Source organism: Stenotrophomonas sp. YJH_SMC_25 (assembly GCF_059369595.1).
Genome location: NZ_JCAFSV010000009.1, coordinates 173084 through 184805, shown reverse-complemented (window position 1 = coordinate 184805; position 11722 = coordinate 173084). Strand labels below are relative to the sequence as shown.

Here is an 11722-nt window from a genome sequence, read left to right as displayed (position 1 = left end):
CGTCAGCACACCGCACGACAGCCGCGGCGCAGGGGAGTACACTCCTGCGCCGCGGCTGTCCGGCCGCGTCCCTCTCTTCCCTCCAGCCGCCGCCAGAGGATCCCACCCTATCGTGGAGGTCCCGCCGTGCTGTCTGTGCCTGTTGTCCATACGCCGTCCCCCTTGCCGCGTCGCCGCGCGTTGCCGCAGGCGCTGGCCCGGGGTTTGCTGATCGCTGCTCTGGGCAGCAGCGGTATTGCTGTTGCGCAGTCCAGTACGGATCCAGCCAAGGATTCGCAGGCGCCTGCATCACAGACCCTGCAGACCGTGCAGGTCACGGCCAACCTGCTCGGTACCATCACCGAGGGCAGCGGCGCCTATACGCCCGGCACTATTGCCACCGCGACCCGCCTGGTGCTGACGCCACGGCAGACCCCGCAGACCATCAGCGTGATCACCCGCGCACAGATGGATGACTTCGGCCTGCACGGCATCGACGACGTGATGCGGGTGACCCCCGGCATCAGCATCGTCACCTACGACAGCGAACGCACCGAGTACTACGCGCGTGGTTTCGCGATCCAGAACTTCCAGTACGACGGCATTCCGATGTCGCGCAATTCGGCGTACTCCGCCGGTAACACGCTCAGCGATACCGCCATCTACGACCGCATCGAGGTGCTCAAGGGCGCGACCGGCCTGTTGACCGGCATGGGCGATCCGGGTGCGACCATCAACCTGGTGCGCAAGAAGCCGGGCAAGGACTTCGCCGGCAGCGCCTCACTGGGTGTCGGCCGCTGGGACGACTACCGCGCCGAGCTCGATGTCGGTGGTCCGCTGACTGCCGATGGCCGCGTGCGTGGCCGCGCCGTGGGTGCCTGGGAAGACAAGCGCTCCAACCTGGACAACTACCAGCGCACCAGCAAGGTCGGCTATGCCGTGGTGGAAGCCGGTCTGGGCGAACGCACGCTGCTGTCGGTTGGTGGCGACGTGATGGACAGCGACCCGAAGGGGTCGACGTGGGGCGGCATTCCGCTGCTGGACAGCGCCGGCAACTTCAACCGCATGCCGCGCTCGTTCAACAATGGTGCGCAATGGGCCGGCTGGCGCCAGTACGTGCGTACCGGTTTCGCCACGTTGGAGCACACGTTCGCCAACGATTGGATTGCCAAGCTGCAGCTCAACCACCAGGTCAATGGCTATGACGCCGCACTGGCCGGTGCCGCCGCCGGCAATCCTGATCCGTTGACCGGCGAGGGCGTCAGCCTGTGGCTCGGCAAGTACGTTGGCAAGACCGTCAGCAATGCCGCCGACTTCTATGTGAGCGGGCATTTCGGCCTGTTCGGCCGCGAGCATGAGCTGGTGGTCGGTGGCAGTGCCTCGCGCAAGCGCTGGACCAATACCGGCTACGGCCCGCAGGCGGGGTTCCCGGATACCGTGCCGGACTACAGAAGCTGGAATGGCGACATTGCCGAACCGCAGTGGCAGCGCACCTATGACAACAATGAAGTGACCCGCGAGAATGGGCTGTACGTGGTCGGCCGCTTCGACGTGGCCGATCCGTTGAAGCTGATCGTCGGCAGCCGCCTGGCCAGTTACCGCTCGCCGGACACGCGCGAGACGGGTGTCCATGTGCCCTATGCCGGCGTGGTCTACGACCTCGGCGAGCATTACTCGGTGTATGCCAGCTACAGCACCATCTTCAAGCCGCAGGGCGAGCGTGACGAGCAGGGCAAGGCACTGGATCCACTGGAGGGCCGCAGCTACGAGGTTGGCCTGAAGGCCGAGTTCTTCGATGGACGCCTCAATGCCAGTGCGGCGCTGTTCCAGCTTGATCAGGACAACTTCGCCCAGCCCACCGGTGGCAAGACACCGGATGGCCAGGATGCCTACCGCGCCTTGATGGGCGTGCGCACCAAGGGTTACGAGCTTGAAATGTCGGGTCAGCTGGCCGAGGGCTGGCAGGTGCAGGGTGGGTTCTCCCACAAGATCGCCCGCCAGGCGGGCACCAAGGTGACCACGCTGGAACCGGAGAGCCAGTTCAGCCTGCACACCCGCTACCGCCTGCGTGGCGCTTGGCAGGGGCTGACGCTGGGTGGTGGCGCACGCTGGCAGGATTCGACTTTCGGCGAGATCACCAACCCGGCCACGCGGGCCAAGGTGGTGCATCGCACGCAGCCGTACTGGTTGCTTGATGCGATGGCGCGCTACCAGTTCAACGATCGCCTGTCGGCCACGGTCAACGTCAACAACCTGCTCGACAAGCGTTACTACACGATCTTCAACTGGTACAGCACCTACACCTGGGGTGAGCCGCGCAACGTGCGGTTGAGCTTGAATTACAGGTTCTGACGCAGATGCGCCCGCGATGCTCTGCAGCATCGCGGGCGATGGGGTTACAGCGGCAGGTCGAACACCAGCACTTCGGCATCGTTGCCGTTTTCCAGCGTCAGCTGGGCTTCGTCGCTGACCTGCAGCGCATCACCGGCTTCCAGGGTGATGCCGTTGACCTGCAGCTGCCCACGGGCCACCTGCACATAGGCGCCACGACCGTTGCCAAGCGCATGGTGCAGCTTCTGGCCGCCATCGAGGATGGTGGCGAAGATGCGGGCATCCTGGTGGATGCGCAGCGAACCATCGGCACCGTCCGGCGAGGCGATCAGGCGCAGCTGGCCGCGCTTGGTTTCCGGGGCGAAGTGGGTCTCCTCGTACGACGGCGTGATGTTCTCGGTGTCCGGGAAGATCCAGATCTGCAGGAAGTGCACGGTCTCGCCGGCCGAGTGGTTGAACTCGCTGTGGGTGACGCCGCTGCCGGCGCTCATGCGCTGCACGTCGCCGTAGCGCAGCACTGAGCCGGTGCCCATCGAGTCCTTGTGTTCCAGCGCACCGCCCAGCACGTAGGAGATGATTTCCATGTTGCTGTGGCCGTGGGTGCCGAAGCCCTGGCCGCCGATCACCTTGTCTTCGTTGATCACCCGCAGCGGGCCGAAGCTGACGTAGCGCGGGTCGTAGTAGTTGGCGAAGGAGAAGGTATGGCGCGAGGACAGCCAGCCATGCTCGGCCAGGCCACGGGTAGCGCTCTTGCGGATCTGCAGCATGATGGAATCTCCTTGTTCGATGGTTTCGATGGGGCGGGGTGGGCTGGCAGCCGCTGTGTTTCCCCGTTGGAGAGAAGTATCCGCTTGCGCCTTGGGTTTGAAAAACGGATAGTTTTGACAGCCATCATCGAAAAATTCGAATGCTCAAGCTCAGCCTCGATGCCCTGCAGATCCTGGATGCCATCGACCGGCGCGGCTCCTTTGCCGGCGCCGGCAAGGCCCTGCACAAGGTGCCCTCGACCATCTCCTACACCGTGGCCAAGCTGGAGGAGGACCTGGGCGTTCAGCTGTTCGACCGGGTCGGCCCGCGCGCCGAACCGACCGAGGCCGGCCGCGCGCTGCTGGACGAAGGCCGGCACCTGCTGCGCGCCGCCCGCGAGCTGGAACTGCGGGTGCGCCGGGTGGCGTCGGGCTGGGAGACCGAACTGACGCTGGCGGTGGATTCGGTGTTCCCGACCTGGCTGCTCGGCCCGGATATCGCCGCGTTTCGCGAGGCCGAGGCACCGACCCGGCTGCGATTGATCGGCGAGGCCCTGTCCGGCACCTGGGAGGCCCTGCTGGACCGCCGTGCCGACCTGCTGGTCGGCGCGCCGGGTGAGGGTCCCAGTGGCGGTGGTTACGTGGTCGAGCCGCTGGGCACGGTGGAGTTCGTGTTCGCGGTCGCGCCCGGTCATCCGTTGGCCGCAGTGCCGGGTGTGCTGGGTCGCGAGCAGCTGGTCGAGCACTGCGCGATCGCGGTCTCTGATTCCGCGCGCAGGCTGCTGCCGCGCACGGTCGGCTTGTTGATGGGGCAGGAGATGCTGACGGTGCCGGACATGGCCAGCAAATTGAAGCTGCAGTGCGAAGGCGTGGGATTCGGCTTCCTGCCCGAGCCGTGCGCACGCGCTGCGGTGGCGCGCGGCCAACTGGTGATCCGCGAGGTGGAGGAACACAAGCCGGAAGAGACCTTCTGGCTGGCCTGGCGCACCGGAGAGGATGGCGCCGCACTGCGCTGGTGGCGCGAGCGCCTGCGCAGGCCGGAGCTGCTGTCGCAGTGGTGGCAGGCAATGGCCAGGGGGTAGGGGTTTGGCAGGGCTGCGCCCTGCACCCGCTACGATCCAGAGCAACAGCAACAGCAGAAGCTGGTTTCCTGAGGGATGGCGGGGTGGGTCCGGTTGCGGGAGACGCCGTAAACCCGTCCTTGGGGGCTTGGCCGCGGCATCCATGCCGCGGACACTCCCGCAACCGGACCCACCCCGCCTTCGACAGTTTCCGCGATCTGTCGGAACGGCGTACTGCTCTGGTAGGTGTCGACCTTGGTCGACACGGTAGATCCACGCCATGCGTGGATGCTCTTCGATCAATTGTCGAAATGTTCGAACTCGATGCAGATTCATCCACGCATGGCGTGGATCCATCAGATCGCGGAAATCTGTCAGAGGTGGGGCGGTGTCGGAGTGCGGGGTGTCAGCCGCATGGATGCGGCTGCCAAGCCTACATGGACGTACTTGCGGCGTCCCCGCACTCCGACACCGCCCCGCCATCCCACGGAATGCCAGCTTTTGCCGTGGCCGTTGAGGTTGCCGGCCAGCGGCCGGCACTACCAGGGTGCAGGGCACAGCCCTGCCGAAAAACACACATAAAAAAAACAGCAGGCCGAGGCCTGCTGTTTCGGTGTAATGGTGCGCCCGGAGAGATTCGAACTCCCGACCGCCTGGTTCGTAGCCAGGTACTCTATCCAACTGAGCTACGGGCGCCAATTACATGAACTTGTTGTGCTGACTGTGTATGGTGCGCCCGGAGAGATTCGAACTCCCGACCGCCTGGTTCGTAGCCAGGTACTCTATCCAACTGAGCTACGGGCGCGCGGTACACAATCAAATTTTACTGCATTTCCAGCGGCGGATGCTGGAAACCTGTCGAGTGGTGCGCCCGGAGAGATTCGAACTCCCGACCGCCTGGTTCGTAGCCAGGTACTCTATCCAACTGAGCTACGGGCGCCCTGCGACAGGAGCGGAATTATGCGGATGTCGGCGCGTACCGTCAACAGTTTTGTGAAAATTTTCATCCAACTGAATGAAAAAGCTGTCAGCCACAGCATCAGGGGCCTTCAGCCACGCGAAATGATCGGCGCGCGTGCCCAGTTCCTGCGCGGACAGCACGCGCAGCTGCGCGTCCACATTCGGCAGCTTCGCCAGCAGCGTCTGCATCGATCCGGTGGGGGCCAACCAGTCGTGCTCCATCAGCACCGCCTGTGCGCTGCCATGCACACGCGCCATCTGCGCATCGAGGTCTTCGTCCATGCCGACGGCGGCGTAATGGTTGTTCAGGCCGACGCGCGCCCAGTCGGCGATCAGCCCGCGCGCTTCGGTGCCACCGAAGCCGAGGCGACGGCCATGCAGCACGCCCTGGCGCTGTGCGATCCACGGCAGGAAGCGGTAGACCAGCGGCAGCAGCCAGCCACGCGGTGGTGGGAATCCGCGCCAGAACGGTGAGCCGCTGGCGGCCAGCCACAGCCGGTTGAAGCGCTGCGGGTTGCGGCCGGCATGCACGCAGGCCAGCTGCCCGCCCAGGCTATGGCCGCCGATGATCCAGGGCAGGGCGTCGCCTTCGTCATCCGCTGCGGCCAGGACGGCCTGGCTGGTCGGCAGATCCTGTTCGAGTACCTCGCGATAGCCCCAGTCCTGCGTGCGCGATGGGCGCAGCGAACTGCTGCCGTTGCCGCGCCACTCGTGCAGGTAGACCGCCACGCCCTTCGCCGCCAGCGCCAAAGCCAGTGGCAGGTAGTGGCGCGCGGCCACGCCCAGTGCCGGCAGCCACAGCAGGCGTGCGATGGGCTGTGCGGGCACGCAGGCGATCACCTCGAAGCGATGGCCGTCGTCGCACTGCACGGCAAGGACGCTCGGCGTCGGGCTCATGCGTGGGGTGCCGCGCCGAAGTGGTCGAGCACCAGCACCTCGCTGCGGCCGGGGGCATAGCCCTGCTGCAGGCCGCGTGCAACGTAGTCGATACCGGCTTCGCAGGCGTTGGCCAGGCTCAGGCCATTGCACAGCTGCGCGGCGATGGCCGAGGCCAGCGTGCAGCCGGTGCCATGTGCGTCCAGCGGCAGGCGCGCGTGGATGAATTCTTCGCTGCTGACGCCGTCGAAGTAGCGATCGATCACGCGATTGCCCTCATGCAGGTGGCCACCCTTGAGCAGCACTGCGCCGGCACCGAAGTCGAGCAGGGCCGAGGCGGCCTGTTCTGCGTCTTCGCCGTTGCTGATCTTCCGGCCGACCAGCAGTTCTGCTTCCGGCGTATTGGGGGTGATCAGCGTGGCCAGCGGGATCAGGCGCTCACGCATGGCCTGCAATGCGCTGTCTTCCAGCAGGCGTGCCCCACTGGTGGCGACCATCACCGGGTCCAGTACCACGTGTGGCGGGCGGTGCTTTTCGAGTGCATCAGCGACGGCATGGATCACTTCGGCGTTGGCCAGCATCCCCAGCTTCACCGCGTGGATGTCGAAGTCGTCGAAGCAGGCATCCAGCTGCGCGCGCAGGAACTCGATGGTTGGCACGTGCACGGCGATGACGCCGCGGGTGTTCTGCGCGGTCAGTGCCGCAATCGCGGAAAGGCCATGCACGCGGTGTGCGGCGAAGGCCTTGAGGTCAGCCTGGATGCCGGCGCCACCGCCGGAGTCGGAGCCGGCGATGGTGAGGGCGGAAACGGGAGTGGTCGGGCTCATTGGTTGATTGTGCCGTGGTCCCGCAGGGGAAGGTAGATCCACGCCATGCGTGGATGTCCTTGATTCAATGCCGCCAACGCGCCCACTGCTGGTACAGCACATAACCCAGCCCGGTCAGGCCAGTCAGCAGGGCGGGGGCGAGCAGGGCGTCGTACTGCCAGCGCATGAACAGCCAGGCGCCGAGGACGCCGCCGGCGAGGAAGCCGCTGATGATCAGGCCGCTGAGGGTCAGCCGTCGCAACTGCAACGGCAGTCCGCGCAGCAGGTGGCCGAGGCCGATGCCGAGGTCGGTGAACATGCCGCTGAGGTGGGTAGTGCGTACGACCGCGCCGCTGAAGGTGGTGGCCATCGCGTTCTGCAGGCCGCAGGCCATGGCGGCGGCCAGGGCACCCCAGATCTGATGCTGTTCGAACAGGGGGATGGCCACCAGCAGCAGGGCCGATTCCAGTGCCAGCGCGACGCCGTAGCGGCGGCCCAGCTGCAATGCGCTGTCCTGGATCAGCAGGCCGCTGAGCATCGCGCCCAGTGAGAACGCGATCAGCAGTCCCCACAGATGGCCGACCGTGCGCCAGTCACCCTGGGCCAGCGCCATGCCGAGCTGGCTGGTGCTGCCGGTCATGTGGCTGACCGCCTGGTGCTCGAACCCGAGGAAGCCGACCACGTTGACCATGCCGGCCACGCACGACAGCGCGACCGCACCGATCCAGACCCAGGTGGGCAGGCGTATTCCCATCGGCGGGGCCCCTCAGGGCCCGCCGAAGCCGCCGTTGAACTGCAGCTCGCTGAAGGTGTTGCTTGCCGGGTCGAACACCGCGCCCCAGAACTGCGTGCCGCCGTCACAGACGCGGATCGCTTCGCGCGCCGGATTGATGCCGCTGTCGTCGGGCAGGTGGAAGGCGTTGACGTAGATCAGCCGCTTGCCGGCGCTTTCGATGCCGACGTACTGGCGGTCGAAGTCCAGCACTTTTGGTACCTGTGCCTCCAGCGACGACAGCTGTGCCTCCAGCTGATCGATCTGCTGCCGGCTGGGAGCCCAGTAGCCGCTGACCCGCCCGGCCTCGCGGCCGGGGCTGGCGCGCGAGCAGGTGTCGAGCACCTGCGCGGCGATGATCGGGCGGGTGACCACCCAGGACTGCCCGGTGCGCTCGGCGGTCGGCACACTGGCCGGGCCGCGCGTGGTGGTGCAGGCGCCGAGCACGGCTGCGAGGGTGATCGCAGCCGTGGGCAGCAGCAGGCGGGTGCAGCGGTTCACAACACCTCCGAAGCGTAATCGGCCAGGCGCGAGCGTTCGCCTCGGCGCAGGGTGATGTGCGCACTATGCGGCCAGTTCTTGAAACGATCCACCGCGTAGGTCAGGCCCGAGGTGGTCTCGGTCAGATACGGGGTGTCGATCTGCTCGACGTTGCCCAGGCAGACGATCTTGGTGCCGGGGCCGGCACGGGTGATCAGCGTCTTCATCTGCTTCGGGGTGAGGTTCTGCGCCTCGTCCAGGATCAGGTAGCGCGACAGGAAGGTACGGCCGCGCATGAAGTTCATTGAGCGGATCTTGATGCGGCTGGCCAGCAGGTCGTTGGTGGCCTGGCGACCCCAGGTGCCGCCTTCCTGGTTGTGCGTGAGCACTTCCAGGTTGTCGGTCAGCGCGCCCATCCACGGCGTCATCTTCTCCTCCTCGGTACCCGGCAGGAAACCGATGTCCTCGCCGACGCTGACCGTGGCGCGGGTCATGATGATCTCGCGGTAGCGCTGCTGGTCCATCGTCTGCGCCAGGCCGGCAGCCAGCGCCAGCAGGGTCTTGCCGGTGCCGGCGGTGCCCAGCAGCGTGACGAAGTCGATCTCCGGGTCCATCAGTGCATTGAGCGCGAAGTTCTGCTCGCGGTTGCGCGCACTGATACCCCAGACGGCGTGGCTGCCGTGGCGGAAATCATCGACCAGCGACAGCACTACCTTGCCGTCGCCGACCACGCGGCTGACGCGCAGTTCGACTTCGTCTTCGCCGGGCAGGTAGACGTACTGGTTCGGGTACCACTCCTCGCCGTCCTGCGCCTGGATTTCGTAATGGCTGCGGCCCTTGTCGCTCCAGCTGCGCAGGTCGTCACCGTGGCGCTTCCAGAAGTCTTCCGGCAGCTCGGTGGCGCCGGTGTAGAGCAGGCTGAAATCGTCCAGCGCGCGGTCGTTTTCGTAGTCCTCGGACACGATGCCGGCGATGGCGGCCTTGATCCGCAGGTTGATGTCCTTGGAAACGAACACCACCGGCAGGTCCGGCGTTTCTTCCTTCAGCGCCAGGATCGCGCCAAGGATGGCATTGTCGGGAATGACCTTTCCAAAGCTCTTGCCCGCGTCGAAGTGGCTGGTCTGGAAGCGCAGCTTCCCGGCGCTCTGCTTGCCGCGCAGCTGCAGGCCGTTGGGGCGCTGCAGCGGAATGCCGTCGGCCAGGTTGTCCAGGCCGGATTCCTGCACCAGCTCGTTGAGGAAGCGGCTCACCTGGCGGGCGTTGCGGCTCGCTTCGGAGGTGCCCTTCTTGCCGTTGTCCAGCTCCTCGATCACCTGCATGGGCAGGTAGATGTCGTGCTCCTCGAATTTGAACAGCGCGGTCGGATCGTGCATCAGCACGTTGGTATCCAGCACGTAGATGCGCTTGCCTCGGGTCATCGTCGATTCCTGGTTACGGACAGGGAAAAACCACCACGGCCTGCTGCGGGGCAGGGTGATGGCAGACACAGTAGGCAGTGGGACTCACTTGGACTGGGAGGCCTTCAGTTCGGCGAGAACGGCATCGGCATGGCCGGCAACCTTGACCTTGCGCCAGGACTGCACGATGCGGCTGTCGGGGGAAATCAGGAAGGTACTGCGTTCGATGCCACGTACCTGCTTGCCGTACATGTTCTTCATCTTGATCACGTCGAAGGCGCTGCACAGCGCTTCGTCGCCATCGCTGACCAGCGGGAAGTTGAAGCCCTGCTTGGCACAGAAGTTGTCGTGCGACTTCACCGAGTCGCGAGAGACGCCGAGCACGACCGCGCCGGCCTTCTTGAACTTCGGCAGCAGGGCGTTGAAGTCGATGCCTTCGGTGGTACAGCCGGGAGTGCTGTCCTTGGGGTAGAAGTACAGCACCAGCCACTGGCCGGCATAGTCGCCGAGAGTGGCCTGGTCGCCACCGGACAGCGCCAGCGGCAGGGAAAGGGTGGTGCTGTCCAGGGTATCGCCGTTGTTCATGAGGTCCTTCTGTCGAGCCTGGGTTGTTTCTACGACAATTGCATGAAACGCCACGCGCCCGTGAGAGGCGCGCGAAAAATCCGCACTCCCAATCAGAATTTCATCGGGTCCATGATCGCGTCCAGGTTCAGGTGGTCGCAGAACTCAAGGAAATCGTCGCGCAGCGCGGCGATGTGCATGTTGGCCGGCACGCCGATGGTGACCTGAGCACTGAACATTTCCGCACCGGTCTGCATGGCGCGGTAGCGCGTGCTCTGCAGGTTCTCGATGGTGATGCCCTGGCGGTCGAAGAAATCGGCCAGCTGGAACAGGATGCCCGGCTTGTCGGCGGCGATCACTTCGACAATGTACGGCAGCAGGTTGGACTGCGCCTGCTTGGCCGCGGTGCGGTACCAGACCAGCTTCAGGCCTTCCTCGCGCTCCAGCCGGGTCAGCATCGCCTCCAGCTTGGCCACCGAGTCCCAGGAGCCGGTGGCCAGGGCGGTGACCGAGACATCGCGGCCGACCGTGGCCAGGCGTGCGTCCACCAGATTGCAGCCGCTGTCGGCGATGCGGCGGGTGACGGACAGCAGGGGGGACTCCGGATGCGTCGTATAGGCGTTGATCAGGAGGTGGTTTTCGCTCGGCGCGGGGCGCGGGGTGGTGTCGGTCAAGGCGATTCCGGGTAATGCATGCGTTAGTCTGAATGCCCGCCAGAGGCGGGGATCCACCGGTGTCCAGCATACTTGCCCGTGCTTTCGCGCCGCAAGTAACATTCAGGTCGCCCCCGGCCTTTCGTGGCGGGCGTTTTCCCTTTCCAGCCAAGAGCAGCACGTCCTTGTCCCTTTCCGGCCTCATCACCGCGCTGGCGACCCCGTTCCGGGCCGACGGCGCCCTCGATCCCGACGGTTGGCAGCGCCTGCTGCACCTGCAACTGGAAGGTGGCGTCCATGGCGTTGTCGTTGCCGGCTCGACCGGCGAAGCGGCAACCCTCACCGATGCCGAGTACGACCTGCTGCTGGCCAGCGCGGTCGAACGCATTGGCGGCCGCATCCCGGTCATGGCCGGCACCGGCCTGTCCGGTACCGCCAAAACCATCGAACAGACCCGTCGTGCGGCCGCGCTTGGCGCCAGCCATGCACTGGTGGTCACCCCGCCTTACGTGAGGCCGACCCAGGCCGGCCTGATTGCCCATTATCGTGCGGTCGCCGACCAGGGCGGGTTGCCGGTCGTGCTGTACAACGTGCCCGGCCGTACCGGTTGCGACATGCAGCCGGAGACCGTGGCCGAACTGGCCAGCCACCCCAACATCGTCGGCATCAAGGAGGCGGTGGGCGACACCGGCCGGGTGCAGGCGCTGCTCGCACTGCGCAGCCCGCAGTTCGCCGTGCTCAGCGGCGACGACGGTACGGCCGCGCGTTCGATCCGGGCCGGTATCGACGGCCTGATCTCGGTCGGCTCCAACGTGCTGCCCGGCGCCTACCGCCGCATGTGCGAGCTGGCCGCCGCCCATGACCACGAAGCCACCGAGTCCTGGGATGCGCGCCTGCAGCCGTTCCATGATTTCTGCGGTGTTGAACCGAACCCGATTCCGGTCAAGGCGCTGCTGCGCCGTATCGGCATCGGCCATGACCTGCGCCTGCCGCTGCTGCCGCTGTCGGCGCCGCACCACGCGGCCGCCGACCATCTTGCCGGCGACATCGCCGCCCTTGAAGCCCTTTCCAGCCACTGACCTTTCGTCTTGGTCTGA

The 11722-nt window shown here is 65.9% G+C and carries 11 protein-coding genes and 3 tRNA genes; 3 read left to right on the top strand and 11 right to left on the bottom strand.

Features of this window, described 5'->3' with window-relative positions:
• Positions 1–126 precede the first annotated feature (126 nt).
• Complete coding sequence (locus AC5P7E_RS14165) at positions 127–2331, top strand: TonB-dependent siderophore receptor (protein ID WP_099472931.1); 2205 nt, start codon at positions 127–129, stop codon at positions 2329–2331.
• A gap of 44 nt (positions 2332–2375) precedes the next feature.
• Here the strand turns inward: AC5P7E_RS14165 and AC5P7E_RS14160 are convergent, their stop codons facing one another.
• Entirely contained in the window at positions 2376–3077 is a 702-nt protein-coding gene (locus AC5P7E_RS14160) for a pirin family protein (RefSeq protein ID WP_099472933.1), read from the bottom strand.
• A 140-nt stretch (positions 3078–3217) separates the two neighbouring features.
• Between AC5P7E_RS14160 and AC5P7E_RS14155 the strand changes: the two genes are divergently transcribed.
• Positions 3218–4138, top strand: a complete 921-nt coding sequence (locus tag AC5P7E_RS14155; RefSeq protein ID WP_005409044.1) for a LysR family transcriptional regulator — start codon at positions 3218–3220, stop codon at positions 4136–4138.
• A gap of 598 nt (positions 4139–4736) precedes the next feature.
• Here the strand turns inward: AC5P7E_RS14155 and AC5P7E_RS14150 are convergent.
• The 10 genes from AC5P7E_RS14150 to AC5P7E_RS14105 form a co-directional block, all read right to left on the bottom strand.
• Positions 4737–4813, bottom strand: a tRNA-Arg gene (locus AC5P7E_RS14150).
• A 32-nt stretch (positions 4814–4845) separates the two neighbouring features.
• A tRNA-Arg gene (locus AC5P7E_RS14145) sits at positions 4846–4922 on the bottom strand.
• 58 nt (positions 4923–4980) lie between these two features.
• Positions 4981–5057, bottom strand: a tRNA-Arg gene (locus tag AC5P7E_RS14140).
• Positions 5048–5974, bottom strand: coding sequence for an alpha/beta hydrolase family protein (locus AC5P7E_RS14135; RefSeq protein WP_114618641.1), 927 nt, complete (start codon positions 5972–5974; stop codon positions 5048–5050). The genes AC5P7E_RS14140 and AC5P7E_RS14135 overlap by 10 nt, the downstream gene beginning before the upstream one ends.
• Positions 5971–6780, bottom strand: coding sequence for a bifunctional hydroxymethylpyrimidine kinase/phosphomethylpyrimidine kinase (gene thiD, locus AC5P7E_RS14130; protein WP_329761758.1), 810 nt, complete (start codon positions 6778–6780; stop codon positions 5971–5973). Before thiD ends, AC5P7E_RS14135 begins: the two co-directional genes overlap by 4 nt.
• 64 nt (positions 6781–6844) lie before the next feature.
• Positions 6845–7513 carry a YoaK family protein gene (locus tag AC5P7E_RS14125; RefSeq protein WP_114618643.1) on the bottom strand — a complete coding sequence of 223 codons (669 nt, stop codon included), beginning with the start codon at positions 7511–7513 and terminating at the stop codon, positions 6845–6847.
• Between the two features lie 12 nt (positions 7514–7525).
• Positions 7526–8032, bottom strand: coding sequence for a hypothetical protein (locus tag AC5P7E_RS14120; protein WP_005409048.1), 507 nt, complete (start codon positions 8030–8032; stop codon positions 7526–7528).
• Positions 8029–9429: a PhoH family protein gene (locus tag AC5P7E_RS14115; RefSeq protein WP_005409049.1), complete on the bottom strand. Its 1401-nt coding sequence runs from the start codon at positions 9427–9429 to the stop codon at positions 8029–8031. The genes AC5P7E_RS14120 and AC5P7E_RS14115 overlap by 4 nt, the downstream gene beginning before the upstream one ends.
• Positions 9430–9513: 84 nt before the next feature.
• Positions 9514–9993, bottom strand: coding sequence for a peroxiredoxin (locus AC5P7E_RS14110; RefSeq protein ID WP_111174230.1), 480 nt, complete (start codon positions 9991–9993; stop codon positions 9514–9516).
• Between the two features lie 92 nt (positions 9994–10085).
• Positions 10086–10646 (bottom strand): glycine cleavage system transcriptional repressor, encoded by a 561-nt coding sequence (locus AC5P7E_RS14105; protein WP_005409051.1) that lies wholly within the window; start codon positions 10644–10646, stop codon positions 10086–10088.
• A 164-nt stretch (positions 10647–10810) separates the two neighbouring features.
• Between AC5P7E_RS14105 and dapA the strand changes: the two genes are divergently transcribed.
• Positions 10811–11704: a 4-hydroxy-tetrahydrodipicolinate synthase gene (gene dapA / locus AC5P7E_RS14100; protein ID WP_005409052.1), complete on the top strand. Its 894-nt coding sequence runs from the start codon at positions 10811–10813 to the stop codon at positions 11702–11704.
• The last annotated feature ends 18 nt before the right edge of the window (positions 11705–11722 follow it).

Coding starts and splice junctions, on each gene's coding strand:
- AC5P7E_RS14160 (WP_099472933.1), bottom strand. CDS start 3,077: ATGCTGCAGATCCGCAAGAGCGCTACCCGTGGCCTGGCCGAGCATGGC.
- AC5P7E_RS14155 (WP_005409044.1), top strand. CDS start 3,218: ATGCTCAAGCTCAGCCTCGATGCCCTGCAGATCCTGGATGCCATCGAC.
- AC5P7E_RS14135 (WP_114618641.1), bottom strand. CDS start 5,974: ATGAGCCCGACGCCGAGCGTCCTTGCCGTGCAGTGCGACGACGGCCAT.
- thiD (WP_329761758.1), bottom strand. CDS start 6,780: ATGAGCCCGACCACTCCCGTTTCCGCCCTCACCATCGCCGGCTCCGAC.
- AC5P7E_RS14125 (WP_114618643.1), bottom strand. CDS start 7,513: ATGGGAATACGCCTGCCCACCTGGGTCTGGATCGGTGCGGTCGCGCTG.
- AC5P7E_RS14115 (WP_005409049.1), bottom strand. CDS start 9,429: ATGACCCGAGGCAAGCGCATCTACGTGCTGGATACCAACGTGCTGATG.
- AC5P7E_RS14110 (WP_111174230.1), bottom strand. CDS start 9,993: ATGAACAACGGCGATACCCTGGACAGCACCACCCTTTCCCTGCCGCTG.